Here is a 20,195-nt window from a genome sequence, read left to right as displayed (position 1 = left end):
ATGCCTCATCTCGATCCGCATGGCCGTACCAGTCCGATCACGGACAGGCTAACAATCTGGAGCCGACACCATGCAAGACCTGACGCCCTTTGGTCAACAGATCGTCGATGATATCGCCAATCGCCACGGCTTTCGTCCCGACGCCGTCACCCACATGCTGTTCGCTGTATACAACGGCAACGGTTCGATGGCCCAGTTCAACCACCCCGAATTCGGCGGCTCCGGACAATGGATGCGGGGTGGGATGTTGATGCTGGGCGACATGTTCAACCACTCCCTGAATGCCCGAGTCCAGGGCCTATGCGAGGAGTTGTCCACACTGCTGGTCAATCAACCCGGGCTGCTGCAAAGCGGGAGCTTCCAATCGCAGAGCCAGGGTGGTGCCACGACGCAACGGCAACGCAGCGGCGGGTTCGGCGGCGCCGGTTCGGATCTCTTCACCCCCGATCCGGAGGATCATTGGTGGCCGGCAGAACTGGGTCAACCCAGCGCAACCGGCAGTCAAGATTCGGTGAAATACGCCTATTTCGCCCATGCGCGCCGCCTGGCAGTCGATACCGGCGGCAATGTCTGGGTCTACGACACAGAGGATCACCAGATCGGCGGCTTTTCCCAACAGCAAGGTCCAGGCGGTTCGATCACCTTTTCCAGTCAATTCGGGACGGTCGATCTCACCCGCCTGCCGGTGGTCATGCGCCAAGGGCAACCCGTCACCACGCCCGCACCGGAGCCCGCATCCACGGCACAGTGGGCGAATCCGCCGCCGAGTCACCCCGACCGAGGCGATGTCTTTGCCGCGATCGAACGGCTCGCCGACCTCAAGGCGAAGGGCGTGCTGACCGAGGATGAGTTCGCTGAAAAGAAACGCGAACTGCTCGCCCGCCTCTAGTCGCGCGGCGCCTGGGGCGGTGCCATCGGGCAACGCCCCAGACACACCCGATGGGGGTGTCCCGAAGCGGCGCGACACCAACGGACCCCCGCTTGGCCACACGGCCTTGCGATGGTGCCCGCCGCTCACAGATAGGGCGATGACAGCCGGGCCAGACCGTCACGCAGACGGATCGGGATCGAGCGCCCGGCCAGCGTGGAAGCGAGGAGTTCCCGCCCACGGGCGATCTTATCGTCGACGAGTGCGTGCAGCCGATGCGCCAGCACACGGTCATAGCACTCGATGTTGTATTCGAAATTGAGCCGCAAACTGCGCGGATCCCAATTGGCTGATCCCATGAAGACCCAGGCATCATCGACCAGCATCAGCTTGGTGTGATCAAAGGGTGGCGGCGACAACCAGATCCGACAATGCGACTCGAGCAATTGCTCGACCTGCGCCTGCGCCGCCCATTGCACGAGCCTGAGATTATTCCGCTCGGGGATCAGGATTTGGACGTCGACACCCCGCAGCGCGGTCACGTTCAGCGCCGTGATCAGGGTTTGATCCGGCAGAAAGTAGGGAGAGACGATCCGCACGCACTGACGCGCCGTGGTCAGTGCGCCCAGGATCATCCGACGAATGATATCGAAATCCTCATCTGGGCCATCTGGAACACCGCGCGCGAGCGTCGTCCCACATTCGTCGAGAACCGGATACCAGTCAGTCCCGCCGAGTCGCTCCCCCGTCGTAAAGGTCCAATCCAAGGCAAAAGCCTCGACCAGAAAGCGCACCACAGGACCCTCGACGCACAGATGCAGATCCTGGATCGGGTGGCGAGGATGCGTGTGCAAGAGACAACCTGCCCGGATGTTCAGCCCACCGGTCAAGCCAACGCGGCCATCCACGACGAGAATCTTGCGATGATTCCTGAGATTCAGATATTGGCTGCGAATCGGCAACACCGACGCCAGGAACACGGCACTGGGAATGCCGCGCCGTCTCAAGAGCCGTGGCATCGGTGGCCGGCTGTAACGCTGTCCAACGCCATCGATCAAGACCCGCACGGCGACACCACGGCGGTGCGCGCGCTCCAGGGCATCCACGAACAGCACACCGGCCGCGTCGTTGTCGAAGATATAGGTCGAAAGGCCGACGCTGACCCTCGCGTCCTCGATCGCCTCCAACATCCTGGGATACGCCTGATCGCCATCGATCAAGGGCGCGACCCGATTCCCAGCGACCAAGGGCAGACCGACCAGGGCATCGCCAAGATGGCCCAGACGCACCAGGTCGGGAAAGTCTCGCTGCAAGAGACCGTGCGCTCTGCGCTCGTCGGCAAGTTCGGACCGCTCGCTGGCCTCGGAGGTTTCGGGCCGGAGTCGATGCGCCTTGCGGGTGATGCGATTGATGCCGAACAGCCAATAGAGGGCCATCCCAACCAAGGGCGCCAATAGCACCAACCCGGCCCAGCCGACGGTCGAGGGCACGTCGCGCCGGCTCAAGAGCAGATGTCCGACCGTCACCGCCTGCGCGACCAGTTCCACACCGAAGATCAAGGTGAACAAGAGGTTCGTATCGATCGCCACAACCTGCATTGCGTCAGTCATTGCGAACCGGCGCGCCCCTATCCAACCCCAGACCCCGTCTCCATCCCTCGCTCCGGTCGCGCTCAGGGTGATGCAAGGGTCACCTGACTCTTTTCGTCGTCGATCGTGACCAAGAACCGCCCCAGTAAGCTCATCCCCAACAGCGCGTTCCCGCCGAGTCGCGTGTCATCGATGAAGGCAACCGAAACCCCTTCGACCCGGTTGTTCGAATCGAGGAACAACCCCTGCAAGGTTCCGATACGGGCATCCACTGTTCCGTTGGCAGTCTGTACGGTTTGTGGTCTGAGATCATTCGGTGACAGCCCCAAACTCGCAATCAAAGAATTCGGCAGGACGACATGGTCGGAACCGGTATCGATCAACAGGGTCTGTGGGATCCGCTGACCGTTGTTGCCCTCCAAGATCAGGCTCACGAGATGGGAGTGACCTTGGCGTTGCGTTTGCAAGATGATGGCATCACCCAACTCACCGGTGACCTGATCAAGCACATCATCATCGGGCAGGTCGAAGCCCGGCGTCTCGGCCACCATGGGTGGTGCGACCACCGCGACTTTTTCACCAAGAATGATCACGCGATCGACTCCGCCCGCACCGTCCTGCACGATGACATGATCAAACTCATCGAGCAGCACGCGCAAGCGCGTCACCAAATCAGAACCTTCGATGCGTGCCCACATCGCCTCGGTCTGTTCCATGCCCTGGACCTCGAAACCGAACTGCGACATCAAGAGTTCCAGCTCCGCGCTCACCTCGACCTGTGACGTCGCCGAGACGGTCGCGACCCAGGCCGCGCCGGCGCAGATTGTGATCTGACGCCTGTGCCTCACCAGCCGCTGAGTCGAATCGATCATGGATGTAGGGCTCCGCTCCCGGTTGAGGGCAATGAGGTCTTCGCCATTCGAACCAGAAGACTAGCAGCGTGGCACGCTCAGGGCTATCACATCAGGCGCGGCCTCCGCGGCTCGCCAGCACCGGGCGCATCGGCGGCCGCACAAACGGAAGGACCAAAACGGTTCATTTCAGTATCATGTCTGGTCAACCTGATGCGGGCACAGTCGCCAGACCTGCTCCCCGCGCCACATCGCAGAGACCCTAGAGGACACCGCACATGCCTCCCGCCGCGCGCTCCTTGTTGACACCGGTTCTCGCCGCCGTCTTCTTCACGCTCTGCGGCATCGCGCTCGCCTTGATCGTGCCCTCGGTCGAGATCGCCTGGGTCATGGGCTTTCTGCTGCTCACCATCTATCTGTTTGCGTTCGAGATCGTGTCGGTCGATGTCGCGGCCATCAGCATCATGGTCCTGCTCGGACTCTCCAGTCTCGTCACCCCCTGGATGGGGCTCGAGACGGCCCTGGTCCCGATCGAACACCTCTTCGACGGTTTCGCGAGTAATGCCGTGATCTCCATCATCGCGGTGATGATCATCGGCGCGGGCCTGGATAAGACCGGCATCATGTCGAAGGTCGCTGTTTTCATCATGCGCCTGGGTGGAACCACCGAGAAACGCGTCATCCCCTTGATCTCTGGAACCGTTGGGGTGATTTCGAGCTTCATGCAGAACGTTGGGGCCGCCGCCCTGTTCCTCCCGGTCGTCAGTCGCATCTCCGCGCGCACCGGTCTGCCGATGTCGCGCCTTCTGATGCCCATGGGCTTCTGCGCCATCCTCGGCGGAACCATTACCATGGTCGGATCAAGTCCCTTGATCCTGTTGAACGACCTCATCCAAACCTCGAACCAGGCCCTGCCCGCCGGCACGGCGCCGATGGAACTCTTCAACCTCTTCGACGTGACCCCGATCGGGACGGCCCTGCTGCTGACGGGCATTCTCTACTTCGTGATCGCGGGGCGTTTCGTCCTGCCAGCGCGCGGCAACGACAAACTCACGGGCAGCGACGCCAGCCAATACTTCGCCGAGACCTATGGACTCAGTTCGTTCGCGATCCGCGAGGCCCGGGTCGAGCCACACAGCGCGCTCGTCGGCATGCGCGTGGATGAGTTGGAGCAAACCTGGAGAGTGCGCGTGGTGGCCTTCGAGAAGGGCGATGGGCTGCGCATGGGGGCCGACGGCGTCGATCGCTCCGTTGGGATCGCGCCCGGCACCACGCTCGGCATCCTCGGCGCCCGCGCTGCACTCGAACGCTTCTTCGCGGCCAATGACATCACGGCGAAGCCCGAACTCGATCTCTTCTCCGAGGCCATGTCCAGCGCTAAAGCAGGGATCGCGGAGATCGTCATCCCACCGGGTTCCAACCTCATCGGCAAGACCGCCCGCGATGTCTGGATGCGCAAAACCTATGGCCTCTCGCTGCTGGCCATCAATCGTGGCGAGACCCACATCACCTTCACCACCGGTGGCGTGCGCAATACCCCATTGCAGGCCGGTGATGCGCTCGTGGTGCATACCACCTGGGCCGATCTTCATCGCATCAGCAAGGACCGCAACTTTGTCGTCGTCACGACCGAGTACCCGCACGAAGAGTTGCGCCCGCATAAGGTTCCCGCCGCCCTGATCTTCTTCCTCATTGCCCTGGCCCTGGTGCTCTTCACCGATCTACGCCTCTCGATCGCCCTGCTGACCGGCGCCCTAGGAATGATCCTGGCCCGCGTGCTCTCGATCGACGAAGCCTATCAGGCGGTCAGTTGGAAAACCGTCTTCCTGCTGGCCTCGCTCATCCCGTTGGGTCTCGCCGTCGAGTCCAGCGGCACCGCCGCCTGGATTGCGCAACAGACGCTGAGCGTGCTGGGCGAGGTGCCAATCTGGGTCGTACAGTCCGCACTGGCTGTCCTCGCCACCCTCTTCACCCTGGTCATGTCCAATGTCGGTGCGACCGTCCTCTTGGTCCCGCTCGCGGTGAACATGGCGCTTGGCGTCGGCGCCAACCCGGCGGTGTTTGCGCTCACCGTCGCCATCGCGACCTCGAACTCCTTCCTGATCCCAACCCATCAAGTGAACGCCCTGCTGATGGGGCCGGGCAACTATCGCGTGGTGGACTTCATGCGGGCTGGCGGCATCATGACGGTGCTATTCTTGGTGGTCGCCCTCGGCATGCTGAACCTCCTGTTTTGACCCTCATGACCCGAGCAACGGGCCGCTTGCACGCACGCGCGATCGAACGCCACCGCTGGTGGCGCAAGGTGCGCGGCATGCACGGAGTCTAGCCTGCAAGGAATTCCCCGCCATGTCGCTCCTGCGCAAGACGCCGACCTGTCCGATCCACGCCTGTGAACTGGTCCTCTCACACCATGGCAAGAAGAGCAATCTCGGACACTTTTATATCGAGGTCGTCGGCGCGCCCTTGTTCTATTGTCCACGTTGCCTCGAGCAAGGACAGGACACCTCGGTGGAGGTGGAGGCCGCCGCATCAACGGCCTTCCTCAAAGGGCTCGCGCAACTCCTCGATCGTTCGCGCTTTCCCGGGCTGCTGAACAAGCCACGGGTTCGGGTGGACTTCAATCCAGCACGCACCAGCCTCGAGCGTGTCGCCAGCTCGGACATCACGCAGCATCAGGGAGCGAGCGCGGACACCAGATCGCCCGAGGAGCCGGACGACGCCGACACGTCCCGACTCGAGGGCATCGAACCGGTCGAGCCACGTCACACCTTGTCGCAACTCATTCTTGACCAGGACACGCTCGAACGGATTCGCGAGGCGACGAATGTGATGGTGTCACAGGACTTGATCTACTCCACCTGGGGCCTGTCCGCGGTGGCCCGCACCGGACGACGGGTTGCCTTGAACTTCTACGGCCCCCCGGGCACCGGCAAGACCCTCGCCGCCGACGCGATCGCCGATCTGCTGGCGAAGAAGATCCTGCGCATCAGCTATGCCGAACTGGAGTCGAAATACGTCGGTGAGACGCCGAAAAACATCAAGGCCGCGTTCGCCAAGGCGCGCGAGACCGGCGCCCTGCTCTTCTTTGACGAGGCCGACTCGATCCTCGGCAAACGCTTGGTCGAGATCTCGCAATCGGCCGACAACAGCATCAATGTCGCCCGCAGCACCACCCTCATCGAACTGGACAACTTCGAGGGCACCGTCATCTTCGCGTCCAACCTGGTGCGCAATTACGACAATGCCTTTCTGCGCCGGATGCTCGCCCACATCCAATTCAAGCTGCCGGCCGCCCCGCAGCGTGCCGCCATTTGGCGCTGTCATGTACCCTCGCAATTGCCATTGGCCGCGGACGTCGACTTCGACCTCCTCGCCCGCGACTCGGATGGAGCCGCGGGTGGCGACATCCAAAACGCCATCCTGCTTGCCGCCTCCTACGCGGCCTTACGCAGCGGTGCCGAGCAAGTCGTCACCCTCGCTGATCTGCAACGGGCCATCACCTTCCTGCTCGATGGCAAGCGCCGCATCCTCGCGGGTGGTGACGAGGAACTGGAGCCGGCGCGCGATCGGGTGTGCGCAACGCCGCGCATCTCCACCGGCGCGGCCTGACCTCTTCACGGCGCGTCCGCACTCCATAGCCGACCCATTGTCTGTCCATGGTCACGTTTTCGCATCCTGCCCGCGTCTATACTGAGCACTGACGTGACCGCGACGACCGTCGCGGTCGCCGGCGGGATGGCGGGACGACCGCAACACCTTGGTTCGGCCGACTGCCCATCGCGTCGAACCGCTTTACAGGTGGCGCTGGAGACAGTCCGGCATGGATGAATCGACAACGATGGCACGCACCTTCAGGTTCGGCCTGCTACTCCTCGCGCTGATCGGCGTGGGGTTCGCGAGTCTGTCCCTGCTCGGTCCGCGTGCCCCGGTCACACCGGCCCCGATTCGGATTGGGGTCGTGCATGCCTTATCGGGCGCGATGGCCGAAAGTGAACGAGGCTTGGTCGATGCCCTGCGCCTTGCGATCGACGAACTCAACAGCGCGGGTGGCCTGCTCGGACGCCCCCTCGAGCTGATTCTGATCGACAGTCGCTCCGATTGGACCCTCGCCGCCGCCGCCGCCGAGCGGCTCATCACCGAGGAGAAGGTCAGCGCCCTGTTCGCTTGCTGGACCTCGAGTTGCCGCCGTGCCCTGAAGCCCGTGGTCGAGGCGCACCAGCATCTGATGTTCTATCCGCTGCAGTACGAGGGGCTCGAACAGTCCCCCAGAATTCTCTATCTCGGCGCGGCGCCGAATCAGCAGATCATTCCGGGCGCACGCTGGGCGCTGGACCGCTTCGGCACGCGCGTCTATCTGGTGGGATCCGATTACATCTTTCCGCGACTGGCCAACCAGTTCATCCGTGATCTGACGAATATGGTCGATGGAACGGTCGTCGCCGAGCACTATGTCTCGATGAACGAGGGGGATTTTTCCGCGATCATGACGGACCTTGGTGAGCAAATGCCGGATGTCGTATTCAATACCTTGAACGGCATCGCCAACCGGTCCTTCTTCGACGCCCTCTCGCAGGCCGGATTGACGCAAATCCCAGTCGTCTCCTTCAGCGTTGCCGAACCTGAACTCCGGGCGATGAAGCACCTACCGCCCCATCCACTGCACTTCGCCGTTTGGGGCTATTTCCAGAGTCTTCCCAGTGAGGCCAATCGCGCTTTCGTCGCCGCCTTCCAGCAGCGTTATGGCCCGGATCGCACCACCAGTGACCCGCTCGTTGCGAGCTATCAGGGGGTCAAGCTGTGGGCCGCGGCCGTCGCGGAGGCCGGCACGGACAACCCACGGCAGATCAATCGCACCATCACACGCATGAGTGTGGCGGGGCCGTCGGGGATCCTGGTACTCGACGCCGGGACGCGCCACGCCTGGCGCCGAGTCTACGTCGGACAGGCCCGCGCCGATGGTCAATTCGACGCCGCCGAACTCTCCGCGGGACTGGTGCGCCCGCTCCCCTTCCCCCCGCTGCGCTCACGCGACGAGTGGCTTGCGCTCGTCGCCACCGTCGCCGCGACCATGCACAATGCGGCCATCACCGCGAACCCCACTCCATGAAACCGCGGCACACCGGCCGGCACCTCGCCTTTGGCTTCCTGATCGTCTCCGTGCTGCCGCTGGCCGGACTCTCCTGGTTTAATCTGTTGAGCTTCGAGCATGCGCTCACCAGGATCGTGCTCCAGAGCATCACCAGGATCGGCGATAAAAAAGCCGATCAGATCGACGTCTACATCAACGAACGGCTCGCCGATGCCGAGTCACTCGCGAGACAGGAGGGGATTCGCACGAACCTTGAAGATCTCATATCCGCCCACCAGACCGGCACCCATCCGCTCGATCCGGAGGTGGTCGCGGGTTTGCGCACCCGCTTCGGCGGGCTGGGAGAGAGCAAGCACTATCATGACATTCTCTTGATCGATCCCGCGGGCAACGTCCTGTTTTCTCTGCGCGAAGAATCCGATCTCGGGACCAATCTCATGACGGGGCCCTACCGTGACAGCATGCTGGCCATCGGTTTTGACAAAGCCATGGCCTTCTTGCAGACGGATCTCACCCCCTTCGCACCCTATGCGCCCTCGGGCGAAGAAACCGCTGCGTTCGTCGTCGCCCCGCTGTTCTTGGAGCGTCGTCCCATTGGCGCCATCGCCCTACAGGTGAACCTCGCGGCCTTGATGCCGGTTGTCGCCGATCGCACCGGCCTAGGCCTGACCGGCGAGACCGTCATGGCGATGCGCGAGGCGGAGCAGACCCGCTATACCATCGAACTCGAACGCCTGCCTGGTGCGGCCTTCACGCGTCTGGTGCCGTTCGAGCAGACCGCCCAACCGATGCGCGCGGCCTTGTCCGGACAGCATGGCAGCGGCATCGTGGCCGACTACAGTGGCGTCACGGTGGCGGCGGACTGGCGTTATCTACCCGCCCTCCAATGGGGCATGGTGGTCAAGATCGATGTCGAGGAAGCCCTGGCCCCGCTCTACCAAGCGCAACGCACGACCCTGCTCACCTTCGTGGTGCTCGCGCTGCTTGCGGCACTCGCGGCAGACTTCTTGGGACGCCGGTTCGTGCGCGCCGAATCTGCCTTGGAGCAGTCGCTCACGCGCTTGCGTGAAGCCCAACGCATCGCACGACTCGGCCACTGGAGCCTTGATCTGCGCGCCAATCGCCTGGACTGGTCGGAGGAGGTCTTTCAGATCTTCGAGATCGATCCGCGACGCTTCGCCGCGAGCTATCAAGCCTTTCTCGAGGCCGTGCATCCGGATGACCGGGCACGCGTCGATCAAGCCTATCGCGACTCGCTCGCCAGTGGTCAGCCCTACAGCATCCAGCATCGACTGCGATGCGACGACGGGCGGATCAAATATCTCCAGGAACACGGCCAGAGCGACTATGCACCGGATGGCACGCCACTGCGCTCCTATGGCACCGTCCAGGATATTAGCGAATTGCATCGTGCCATGGAGACCCTACAACTCTATGCCAACATGTTCGAGCACAGCGGCGAGGCAATCCTCGTCACCGACGCGGACCAGCGCATTGTGGCGATCAATCCCGCCTTCACCCGGCAGACCGGTTACACACTTGCTGAGATCCAAGGCCAGACCCCGAGCATGCTGTCGAGTGAACGGACCGCGCCCACGACCTATCAAGCGTTATGGGAAGCGCTCGACGAGTCCGGCTATTGGCAAGGCGAGCTTTGGGACCATGACCGCGACGGCAACGAAACACCCAAATGGGCGGCGATCTCGACAATCCGCAACCGCGATGGAGACATCACCCATTACATCGCCAGCTTCACCGACATCAGCGAGCGCAAGGCGGCGGAACAACGCATCGAGCATCTCGCACATCACGACAGCCTGACCGGCCTGTTCAACCGCTACAACCTCCAGATTCGTCTCTCCCAGGCGATCATGTCCGCGCATCAGGACGGCCATCATCTCGCCGTGCTTCTGATCGACCTCGACCACTTCAAGGTGATCAACGATACCCTGGGTCATCAGGTCGGTGATCTATTGCTCATCGAGGTCGCCAAGCGACTGCGGGCCGCGGTGCGTGAAAGCGATATCGTCGCGCGTCAGGGCGGTGATGAATTCGTTGTCGTCCTGACCGGGTTGCATTTCCCCAATGAGGCCTCGCCACTCGCGTCCAAGATTCTCACCCTCCTCGCTACATCTTATGAGATCAACGGACAACGCCTCCACTCCAGCCCGAGCATCGGGATCAGTGTCTACCCTGGCGATGGGGCGGATGCCGGGGTGTTGATGCGCAACGCCGACGCGGCCATGTATCACGCGAAGGAACTGGGCCGTCATAACGCCCAGTTCTTTACCGAGGAACTCAATGTCGCCGCGGCCGAACGCCTCAGGCTCGAGTGCGAACTGCGCATCGCGATCGACGAGCACCAATTCGAACTGCACTACCAACCACAAATCAAGCCTCACCAGGCCCCCAACTCACCTCCCGAGGCGATGGAGGCCCTGATCCGTTGGCGCCACCCCGAGCGCGGATTGATCCCACCGATCCACTTCATCCCGATTGCCGAGCAGACGGGCCTGATCCAGATCATCGGTCAGTGGGTCATCGAGGAGGCCTGCCAATGCTTCGCGCGCTGGAAGGCACACGGGGTCGGGCCGAAACGGATGGCCGTAAACCTCTCCGCGAGCCAGCTTTCCGATCCCACACTGGTCGAGAAGGTCGCCGAGATCCTGCATCGGCATGGCTTGGGCGAGGATGAACTAGAGTTAGAGATCACCGAATCGACCGCGATGGATCGCCCCGAGCTGGCCATCGTCAAACTGCAGTCCTTGCGCGATCTGGGCGTCTCCCTGGCCATCGACGATTTTGGCACCGGTTATTCCTCCCTGGCCTATCTGAAACGCCTCCCGATCATGGTGCTGAAGCTCGACCGTGAGTTCGTTCGCGACATCGAATTCGACGACAATGATGCGGCGATCAGCGTGGCAACCATTGCCTTGGCGCATATCTTGGGATTGCGCGTGGTGGCCGAGGGGATCGAAACCGAAGGCCAAAGCCGCTTTCTGCGCGAGCATGGCTGTGATCTCTTACAAGGCTATTTCATCGGCAAACCAGCGTCGGAAGCCTTCTGGACCGCCACCTGGTCGGGCCAGGCTCCCGAACCCAGGCATGCAGCAAGACCGGAAGGTTGACGTGTGCCGCCGCAGGTTCGACACTCGCACTGAGGAGAGCAACAGGAGCGGACTCACGCACGATACCGGCGTGGGCCGATTGCGCAGCGGGCTACACCGCAATCAGACCGCGGGTCTGATACATCACTCGAGTAGAGGAGGAGATGACACATGGCTCAGAGCATGGCTGAGATCATGAATCCACATTCCATCATTCGCGACAGCGATTTTCCGGATGCCCCCGAAGGCTGGTCACGTGAGCAGGCCATCGCCGCGGCTCACGCCGACAAGATCGAGCTGACCGATGATCATTGGATGCTGATCAAGGCATTACAGTCCTTGTTCGACCGCAAGGCCAAACCAAACGTGCGCGAACTGCATGACGCACTCGAAGAGCAGTTCCACGAGCGTGGTGGATTAAAATACCTCTATGGAATCCTGCCCGGGGGACCGGTCGCGCAGGGGTGCCGCTTCGCCGGTCTCGCCGCGCCCTCCGGGGCCGTCGACAAATCCTTCGGCAGCGTGCAGTAGACCCTCGGCACACCGGGCGATCGACCGAGGCGATCACCAGATCGTGCCCACACCGGAGCGAGCGCGCAGGACCCCGCGCGCTTGTTCCAACAGGCTTCAATAAGTCGCGCAATCCCGCTGACTCCACGATCCTTTTTATACCACTGAACCTTGCCAATCGCCGCCGGGCCGCCTATCCTTACACCCCATCCAACCGTGCTGATTTTTGGGTTTTGCGGGGCGCCCGCCGTCCTGTGATGTCGCCGTTTCGCGCCCACAACCTGGGTTTCTCCGCGCAGATGCCCCCGCCGGCCATCATCAGCCGGACACAATCAGCGCCGCTCTGACTGGATCGGGATGTAAGAGAGACCACTATGAATCAGTCCCACGACTTCCGCGTCAACGCCACCCCCGATGACGAGCATGTCTTCTGCCCGGATCGTCGCTCGTTTCTTGCGGTGCTCGCCGCGACCTCGGCAGGACTTTTGCTCGGAACCCCAACCTTTGCCGAGGCGGCTTCGACTGGATCATCCTTGCAGCGCAAGGTCGTGGATCTGGTTAAGGGGATGCGTCGACAAGGATTGATCCAGCCCAACGAGAAGACCTCCTGGTCCGTCTACGATTTCACGGCGCGGCAAAAGCTGGTGTCCATCAACGAAGGCATCCCGCGGCAAGCCGCTAGCATGATCAAGCCCTTCGTGGCACAGGCCTATTTTTTCGAGATGGAACGCTCCCGTGGTCGCCTCGGCTACTCCGACGACGTGCGTCGGACCATGGAACGGATGATTCAGCGCAGCAACAATCCCGCCACCAATCGAATCATCGACCTGGTCAGCGAACGTCAGTCGCGTCGTGGCCCCGCGGACGTCGAGGCCGTCTTGAAGCAACGCGCGCCCGGTGTCTTCAAAGAAACGCGGATCGTTGAGAAGATCCCCGAGACCGGTCGCACGTACCGCAACCTAGCGTCGGCCCACGACTACAGCCGTTTTCTCTTCTCGGTCTGGAACAACCGCATGCCCAATAGTCAGGAGCAACGACGCCTGATGGGCCTGCCGAGTGGCAATCGTCTGTCTGGTGGCGTCGCGGGTCTGCCCGAAGCCGCCCGTGTCTACAACAAAACCGGATCAACCGCCATGCTCTGCGGCGACATGGGCATCATCGAGATTCCGGATCGCCGTGGACGCATGCATGCCTACACCATGATCGGAGTGATCGAGCGTCCGAGCCGAACCACCGAGTACAGTCGCTGGATCAGCGGGCGTGGGAATGCGATTCGTCGGGTGTCGAACCTGGTCTATCTGGAGATGAAGGACCGCTACCGATTGGTCTGACGGAAACGGGATCAGGGATCCCGCTTCGAGTCATTCAAGAAGCGCGAAGGTAGCGCCGAAACAGCGGCGCAAGTGGCCCTTCATCCCAGCGCCCGAGCAGTTGTGGCACCATCAGGAGCAAGCCGATCGCGGTCAAGAGCGCGATACCGTAAGCAAGTGCTCCACCTTGCGGGTCGAACACCCCCCGCTGCAGCCAGGTCGCGCACACTTGAAGCAGAATCACGACCGCAACGGCCCGCCAGCGCACGGGTCCCCGCATGAAATACACCAGCACGGCCAAAATCCCATAGGGCAACAACCAGGCCGCCAAGAGCAGTGGCTCCAAACGGTATGAGCCGTTGTAGTGGGGGACCACTGAAACCACGAACGATAGGGCAAATCCCAGACACAGGGTCACGAAGACCCAGATGTCCTGTTGTGCATGCCGCTCTCCCATCGGAACACCTCCTCGATCTCATCGCTAAATCATTTTATTCAAGGACTGCTCAGGCACCACGAACAGACAACGCGGTCCGAACGAACACACCGCCCGCAAGGAGATCACTGGCCACCTTCGGCATCCGCGCCCGCAACCCGGCCCTGTCCGGGAACACGAAAGCAACGGAGCGGGCGCGAACGCTGCCCCACAGGCACCGGCTCATCCATGACCTGAGTCCATCACCATGATTAGGGCAGGCCAACCGGGATCAAACGCTGATGAAGTGTTCGCGACGCCCCAGCCAGCGCTGCACCAGGGGCGCGACACGATCCGGATGCTGTTCGATGATCAGGTCGGCCGCCTGCTGCGCCGCGGCAACCAAGGCCTGATCACGCACGGGATCGGCCACGCGAAACTGGATCGCGCCCGTCTGTCGGGTCCCGAGGACCTCGCCCGCGCCACGCATCTCCAGGTCACGCTCCGCAATCTCGAACCCACTCTCGGCGGATCGGATGATGCCGAGTCGCGCGCGTGCCGCCGGGGACAAGGGCGGATGGAACAGCAACACACAGTGACTCTGCACGGATCCTCTCCCGACCCGCCCCCGGAGCTGATGGAGTTGCGCAAGCCCCAAGCGCTCCGGATTCTCGATGATCATGAGGCTGGCATTCGGCACATCGACCCCGACCTCGATGACCGTGGTCGCGACTAGGAGGTCAAGCTCGCCGGCGGCAAAGGCCCCCATCACGGCTTCGCGCTCAGGTCCCTTGATGCGTCCATGCACCAAGCCAAGACGCACCTCCGGAAGCTGTTCGGCGAGTTGCCGCGCCGTCTCCTCGGCCGCCTGGCACTCCAACACCTCCGACTCCTCGATCAGGGTACAGACCCAATAGGCCTGACGACCTCCCTCACAGGCGCGGCGCACCCGGGTGATGACCTCGTCACGCCGCGTATCGGGCACCGCCGCCGTGACGATCGGGGTGCGCCCAGGCGGCAATTCATCGATCACAGAGAGATCGAGATCGGCATAGAGGGTCATCGCCAACGAGCGCGGAATCGGCGTCGCTGTCATGATCAACTGATGCGGTGCCGAGTTCGCGCCGCTCCCCTTGGCTCGCAACCGCAGGCGTTGATGCACACCGAAACGATGTTGTTCGTCGATGATCACCAGGCCAAGCGACGCGAAGACCACGTCATCCTGAAAGAGCGCATGCGTGCCCATCACCAGCCGTCCCCGGCCCGAGGCGACGGCCTCCAATAAGGCTGCGCGCTCACGCCCCTTGTGGCGCCCGACCAACCACAGGGGCTCGACCCCGAGCGGGGTCAGCCACATCTCGAAGCCGCGTCGATGTTGCTCCGAGAGCAGTTCGGTCGGGGCCATGAGGGCGACCTGAGCCCCAGACTCGATCGCTTGCAGGGCGGCGAGTGCCGCGACCAGCGTCTTGCCCGCGCCGACATCGCCTTGCAACAACCGCTGCATCGGTCGGGTTCGACCGAGATCGGTGGCAATCTCAGCGACCACACGCTCTTGCGCCGCGGTCAATCGAAACGGCAAGGCTGCGCGCAAGCGCTGTTGCAAGGCACCCGTCCCAGCCAGCACGGGAGCGACCACACACTGCTGAGCCAAACGCAGACGCCGGAGGCTGAGTTGGTGGGCGACCAACTCCTCGAAGGCAAGACGCTGAAACGCCGGGTGGCGGCCTTCGCTCAGATCCACCAGGACCGCATCGAGCGGGGGGCGATGCAGATAGACCAGTGCGTCGCGCAGTGATGGCAGGCCCAAGGGCCGCAGGATCTCCGCTGGAAGCCCCTCATGCAGGGGGCTCGCGGCGAGCATCGTCAGCGCCTGATCGGTCAAGGCGCGCCACGAGGATTGTTGGAGCCCTTCAGTCGAGGGGTAGATCGGCGTCAAGCGTTGCTCGAGCGGCGCCAGGCCATCCATCAGCACGCGGTATTCAGGATGGACCATCTCCAAGGATGCCGGCCCCTGGCGCACCTCACCGTAGCAACGCAACCGCACCCCGGGCTGAAAGGCCTCGCGCTGCGCACGGCCGTAGTGGAAGAAGCGCAGCAGTAGCCCGCCTCCCGAGCTATCACGCAGCCACACCTTCAGTGACGGCCGCCGCCCGAGCGCACCCTCGACCCGCTCGATCTCACCTTCGATCAGCACCTCCTCGCCAGGCGCGAGCTCACTGAGGGCTCGCCGTCGCGTACGGTCCTGATACCGGTGCGGCACGTGGAAAAGCAGGTCTTGAACCGTGCGGATCCCGAGCTTGGCAAGTCGCGCGGCGATGCGTGGCCCGACGCGCTGGAGTTGCTCGACGCCGATGCAATCGAGCCCCTGTTGGGGACGGCTCACGGCCGAACGACGTGATCGAACCGCGGTGCGCGGACGGGACTAGAGCGGGATCTCGTTCAGTTCCTCGAGCTGTTGCGACACCCGCGTCGCCCCCGTGCCCTGGTGGCGCGACTTGATGGCTTGCGCCAGCTGATGGACCGCCATGGCGTAGTAGCTGCTGTGGTTGTAACGGGTGATGGTGTAGAAATTTTGCAGGCCCAGCCAATACTCGTAGCCGCTGCCCATATCCAGACGGATCAGGCTCGCCTGGTTTGCGTTCCCCAGTGACCCGGTTGGCGTGATCCCGAGGTTCTGCAGTTCCCGGACGCCATAGCGGGTATCGAAGCCCACCTTAAGGGCACCGACCCCACCGGAACCCACCTGAGCGCGCACCACCACCGGCTGGCGCGCCTGCCAGCCATGCGCCTTGAAATAGTTTGCCACACTGCCAATCGCGTCGGTCGGATTCCAGAGATCCCGGTCGCCATCCCCATCGAAATCGACCGCATAGTCACGGAAGCTGCTCGGCATGAACTGGCCCAAGCCCATTGCGCCCGCGAAGGAGCCGCGCGGCGAGAAGGGATCGATCCCCTCATCGCGGGTCATGATCAGAAAGGACTCCAATTCATCGGTGAAATAGTCAGACCGTCGTGGGTAAGCGAACGCGAGCGTCGACAGGGCATCGATGATCCGCGTCCGCCCCAGATAGCCCCCGTAGCGGGTCTCGACTCCGATGATGGCAACGACGTACTCCGGGGGAACCCCGTAGCGCGCCTGCGCGCGCTCGAGCGCCGCCTGGTTCTCGCGCCAAAAGCGCACGCCGTTGGTGATGTTTGCCTCGGTCAGGAACTTGGCACGATAGCGGATCCAGGCCCCGGTGGGTCCGGTACTCGGGCGCGGCGCTTGGCGGTTCATGGCATCAATGATCCATTGTTCGCGCTTGGCACCGGAGAGGATCGCCGCGACCTGAGCAGGCGTGAAGCCCTGTGCTTGCATCCTGCGCATGAAGGGCTCGACCCCTGAAGACCCCGCGAAATCCCCCTGAACCACCGTGAACGAGGCCGTCGCGGAGGCCGGAATGACAGGGTAACTCCCACGATAGCTCGAACGATCCGTGACCTCACCGGGCCGTGTCGATTGCGAACTACAGCCAACGGTGAGCAGCATCCCGGCCATCAGCATCCAGAGCCCTAGCGGAGTCATCGCGGAAGCACGTCGCATGAACAACCTCGAATTTGAATTCAGCGGCGCTCTATACTAAAGGACTCATGCCGTAAATCAATTCACCCGGGGCGAGCCTTGCGGTGTGGACCGGGCCACGCCGCCCCACCGAAGGGCAGGGGCACGACCGCCAGTCAATCACCGAGAACCATAATGGCATCCATTTCGACCCGCGCACCTTTCGGCAGGGACGCCACACCAATGGCCGCGCGTGCTGGATAGGGCTCCTCGAAATACTCCGCCATCACCTCGTTGACCAAGGGGAAAAACGACAGATCGGTCAAAAAAACATTGAGTTTGACGACATCGGCCAGGCTGCCGTTCGCGGCATGGGCCACGGCACGCAGATTCTCGAAAACACGGCGGATCTCCGCCTCCATATCCCCCGAGACCAACTCCATGGTTTCCGGCACAAGTGGGATCTGACCCGACAGATAGACGGTTTCGCCGACCCGCACGGCCTGGGAATAGGTTCCGATCGCCGCGGGCGCCTGATCGGTCTTGATCACGTTTCGACTCATCGCCTGAACACTCCAAAAGCTCGATAAAAGACAGCATATCCCACACAGCAGTGAATGGAAGGCTCGCATCGCTCGGTCTCCGCGCAGAGGTCATGACGATCCTAGCCATTCGCACCCAACCATCGAAACCATCCCCAAAAGACTTTCGATGATCGGCTGGTTGCGGGTCGGCCAGCGGTCGCGGGGGGGGGGGGTCTCGGCGGCACGGATGCCGCCGTGAAGCCTCCAGGGATGGATTCACGGCGTCCCCCGCGACCGCTGGCCGACCCGCAACCGCACGGGCATGGGTTCCTGGGATCGAACGGCCGACGCCAGGGCCCCATCACAGGACAGGCGACGCGCCAACGCCCTTGGGTATACTCTGCGATTGATGAACCAGGGACCAGCACCATGAGCGCACTTCACCAATCCCACATCGACAGCCTGCGCCTGCTCGGACGCGGCAAGGTGCGCGATCTCTATGAGATCGATTCCGAGCATCTGTTGATCGTTGCCAGCGACCGGCTCTCCGCATTCGATGTCGTCCTACCCCAGCCGATTCCCGGCAAGGGCGAGGTCTTGACCCGACTCTCGCGGTTCTGGTTCGCCCGCACGGCCCACCTGATTGCCAATCATCTCTGCGACACCCCCGTCGCCGCATTCATCCACGATCCCTCGGTCCTCGCCGCCCTTGGCGATCGCGCCATGATCGTGCGCCGCCTCCGTCCACTACCCGTCGAGGCCATCGTGCGTGGCTATCTGATCGGTTCGGGCTGGTCCGAGTATCAGCGCACCGGAGCGATCTGCGGGATCCCCTTACCCCCTGGTCTGCGGCAGGCCGACCGGCTGCCCGAACCCATTTACACCCCATCGACAAAAGCTGAAGTGGGCGGACACGATGAGAATGTCGAGTTCGCACACACCGTCGAATTGATGGGGGCTGACCTCGCGGCTCAGGTCCGCGACATGAGCCTGAGCATCTATCGCGAGAGTGCGGCCTATGCCCTCACGCGGGGGATCATCATCGCCGACACCAAGATGGAGTTCGGCGTGGACGACGCCGGAGCACTGGTCCTCATCGACGAACTGCTCACGCCGGATTCCTCCCGCTTCTGGCCGGCGGATCACTATCGCCCCGGGATGAGTCCACCGAGCTTCGACAAGCAGTACGTGCGCGATCATCTTGAGACGCTCGACTGGGATAAGCGGCCGCCGGCCCCCATGCTTCCTGATGACATCATTGCGCGCACCGCCGCGAAATACCGCGAGGCCGAGCAGCGACTGACGGCAACTTGACCGCCGCCACACGCACTGACATGGCGCGGACGCTGGTCACCCACATCGCGGCCTCGATCGATCACCTGGTTCATCGGATCAGCCCATGCGTGAGCACAACCTAATTGACCCCTTCGGTCGGCGCATTGCCTATCTGCGGCTCTCCGTGACGGATCGCTGCGATCTCAGATGTGATTACTGTCTGCCAAAGGGATTTAAGGGCTTCGAAGTGCCCGAGCATTGGCTCACCTTCGATGAGATCCAGCGGATCATCGGCGCCTTTACCCTGATGGGGGTTCGCCATGTGCGGATCACGGGTGGCGAACCCCTGGTCCGACGTCATCTCCCGGAGCTGGCGGCACGCCTCTCCGCCCTCCCCGGTCTGGACGATCTCTCGATCTCGAGCAACTGTACGCGCATGGCGGAACTGGCCGAACCCCTTCATCGGGCCGGGGTCAAGCGCTTAAACGTCAGCCTCGACAGCCTGCGCCCCGAGGTCTTCCGATCCATCACCGGTGGTGATCTAGCGAAGGTCCTCGCCGGCATCGCCGCGGCCAAGGTGGTGGGTTTTGCACCGATTCGGGTCAACACGGTGGTGATGCGCGGGGTCAACGAGGACGAGATCGAAGCGATCCTCGCCTACTGTACCGAACACGGCTTCACCCTGCGGCTGATCGAGACGATGCCCATGGGCACCACGGGTCGCGCCGCGCAAGATCAGTATGTGGACCTCGGGCAGGTGCGCCGCCGCCTCGCGCGCCAGGTCGAACTCATCCCCGACATCCTGCCGGGCGGGGGACCGGCGCGCTATGATCGCGTCGCCGGCACCGACACCCGCATCGGTTTTATCACGCCGATCTCACAGCACTTCTGCGAGACCTGCAACCGCGTGCGACTCACCGTCGACGGTACCCTGTATCTCTGTCTCGGTCAGGAGAACAGCTACGCCCTAAGGCCCTTATTGCGTGACGGCATCAGCGACGCGGATCTGCTCGACCATCTCAAACGAGCCATTGCACTCAAACCGGAGCGTCACGAGTTCAAGGATCGTCCCGAGAAGGTCATCCGCTTCATGTCCGCCACCGGAGGATGAAT

15 protein-coding genes are annotated in these 20,195 nt (G+C 62.8%); 9 read left to right on the top strand and 6 right to left on the bottom strand.

What is annotated here, in order from left to right; genetic code table 11:
* Positions 1-70 precede the first annotated feature (70 nt).
* Positions 71-889, top strand: coding sequence for an SHOCT domain-containing protein (locus CKO25_RS14890; protein WP_200388739.1), 819 nt, complete (start codon positions 71-73; stop codon positions 887-889).
* 125 nt (positions 890-1,014) lie between these two features.
* Here CKO25_RS14890 and cls read toward each other — a convergent pair whose 3' ends face one another.
* A complete protein-coding gene (gene cls / locus CKO25_RS14885; protein WP_242467641.1) occupies positions 1,015-2,478 on the bottom strand; it encodes a cardiolipin synthase in 1,464 nt (487 codons plus the stop codon).
* A gap of 62 nt (positions 2,479-2,540) precedes the next feature.
* A complete protein-coding gene (locus CKO25_RS14880; protein ID WP_200388738.1) occupies positions 2,541-3,329 on the bottom strand; it encodes a retropepsin-like aspartic protease family protein in 789 nt (262 codons plus the stop codon).
* Positions 3,330-3,586: 257 nt separating this feature from the next.
* Here CKO25_RS14880 and CKO25_RS14875 point away from each other — a divergent pair, with 257 nt between their 5' ends.
* From CKO25_RS14875 to CKO25_RS14850, 6 genes are all read left to right on the top strand, one after another.
* Positions 3,587-5,545: an SLC13 family permease gene (locus CKO25_RS14875; RefSeq protein ID WP_200388737.1), complete on the top strand. Its 1,959-nt coding sequence runs from the start codon at positions 3,587-3,589 to the stop codon at positions 5,543-5,545.
* A 112-nt stretch (positions 5,546-5,657) separates the two neighbouring features.
* Positions 5,658-6,920: an ATP-binding protein gene (locus CKO25_RS14870; protein ID WP_200388736.1), complete on the top strand. Its 1,263-nt coding sequence runs from the start codon at positions 5,658-5,660 to the stop codon at positions 6,918-6,920.
* A gap of 211 nt (positions 6,921-7,131) precedes the next feature.
* Positions 7,132-8,418, top strand: a complete 1,287-nt coding sequence (locus CKO25_RS14865; protein ID WP_242467640.1) for an urea ABC transporter substrate-binding protein — start codon at positions 7,132-7,134, stop codon at positions 8,416-8,418.
* Positions 8,415-11,528, top strand: coding sequence for a bifunctional diguanylate cyclase/phosphodiesterase (locus CKO25_RS14860; RefSeq protein WP_200388735.1), 3,114 nt, complete (start codon positions 8,415-8,417; stop codon positions 11,526-11,528). The genes CKO25_RS14865 and CKO25_RS14860 overlap by 4 nt, the downstream gene beginning before the upstream one ends.
* Before the next feature lie 150 nt (positions 11,529-11,678).
* A complete protein-coding gene (locus tag CKO25_RS14855) occupies positions 11,679-12,038 on the top strand; it encodes a TusE/DsrC/DsvC family sulfur relay protein (protein ID WP_200388734.1) in 360 nt (119 codons plus the stop codon).
* A gap of 353 nt (positions 12,039-12,391) precedes the next feature.
* Positions 12,392-13,348, top strand: a complete 957-nt coding sequence (locus CKO25_RS14850) for a serine hydrolase (protein WP_200388733.1) — start codon at positions 12,392-12,394, stop codon at positions 13,346-13,348.
* A 34-nt stretch (positions 13,349-13,382) separates the two neighbouring features.
* On the opposite strand, the gene CKO25_RS14845 is transcribed toward CKO25_RS14850, so the two are convergent.
* From CKO25_RS14845 to ridA, 4 genes are all read right to left on the bottom strand, one after another.
* Positions 13,383-13,784: a hypothetical protein gene (locus CKO25_RS14845; protein WP_200388732.1), complete on the bottom strand. Its 402-nt coding sequence runs from the start codon at positions 13,782-13,784 to the stop codon at positions 13,383-13,385.
* A gap of 250 nt (positions 13,785-14,034) precedes the next feature.
* The gene (gene recG / locus CKO25_RS14840) at positions 14,035-16,125 is read right to left on the bottom strand and encodes an ATP-dependent DNA helicase RecG (RefSeq protein WP_200388731.1); all 2,091 of its coding nucleotides are present in this window, start codon (positions 16,123-16,125) and stop codon (positions 14,035-14,037) included.
* A gap of 39 nt (positions 16,126-16,164) precedes the next feature.
* Complete coding sequence (mltB, locus tag CKO25_RS14835) at positions 16,165-17,325, bottom strand: lytic murein transglycosylase B (protein ID WP_242467639.1); 1,161 nt, start codon at positions 17,323-17,325, stop codon at positions 16,165-16,167.
* Between the two features lie 134 nt (positions 17,326-17,459).
* Positions 17,460-17,846: a deaminase RidA gene (gene ridA, locus CKO25_RS14830; protein WP_200388730.1), complete on the bottom strand. Its 387-nt coding sequence runs from the start codon at positions 17,844-17,846 to the stop codon at positions 17,460-17,462.
* 390 nt (positions 17,847-18,236) lie between these two features.
* On the opposite strand from ridA, the gene CKO25_RS14825 reads away from it, so the two are divergent.
* Both CKO25_RS14825 and moaA read left to right on the top strand, forming a co-directional pair.
* Positions 18,237-19,121: a phosphoribosylaminoimidazolesuccinocarboxamide synthase gene (locus tag CKO25_RS14825; RefSeq protein ID WP_200388729.1), complete on the top strand. Its 885-nt coding sequence runs from the start codon at positions 18,237-18,239 to the stop codon at positions 19,119-19,121.
* 85 nt (positions 19,122-19,206) lie between these two features.
* Positions 19,207-20,193: a GTP 3',8-cyclase MoaA gene (gene moaA / locus CKO25_RS14820; RefSeq protein WP_200388728.1), complete on the top strand. Its 987-nt coding sequence runs from the start codon at positions 19,207-19,209 to the stop codon at positions 20,191-20,193.
* Positions 20,194-20,195 lie beyond the last annotated feature (2 nt).

Origin of the sequence: Thiocapsa imhoffii (assembly GCF_016583985.1) — a bacterium.
In the GTDB taxonomy this organism is placed as follows: Bacteria; Pseudomonadota; Gammaproteobacteria; order Chromatiales; family Chromatiaceae; genus Thiocapsa; species Thiocapsa imhoffii.
This window is presented reverse-complemented; position numbering and strand designations above follow the sequence as displayed.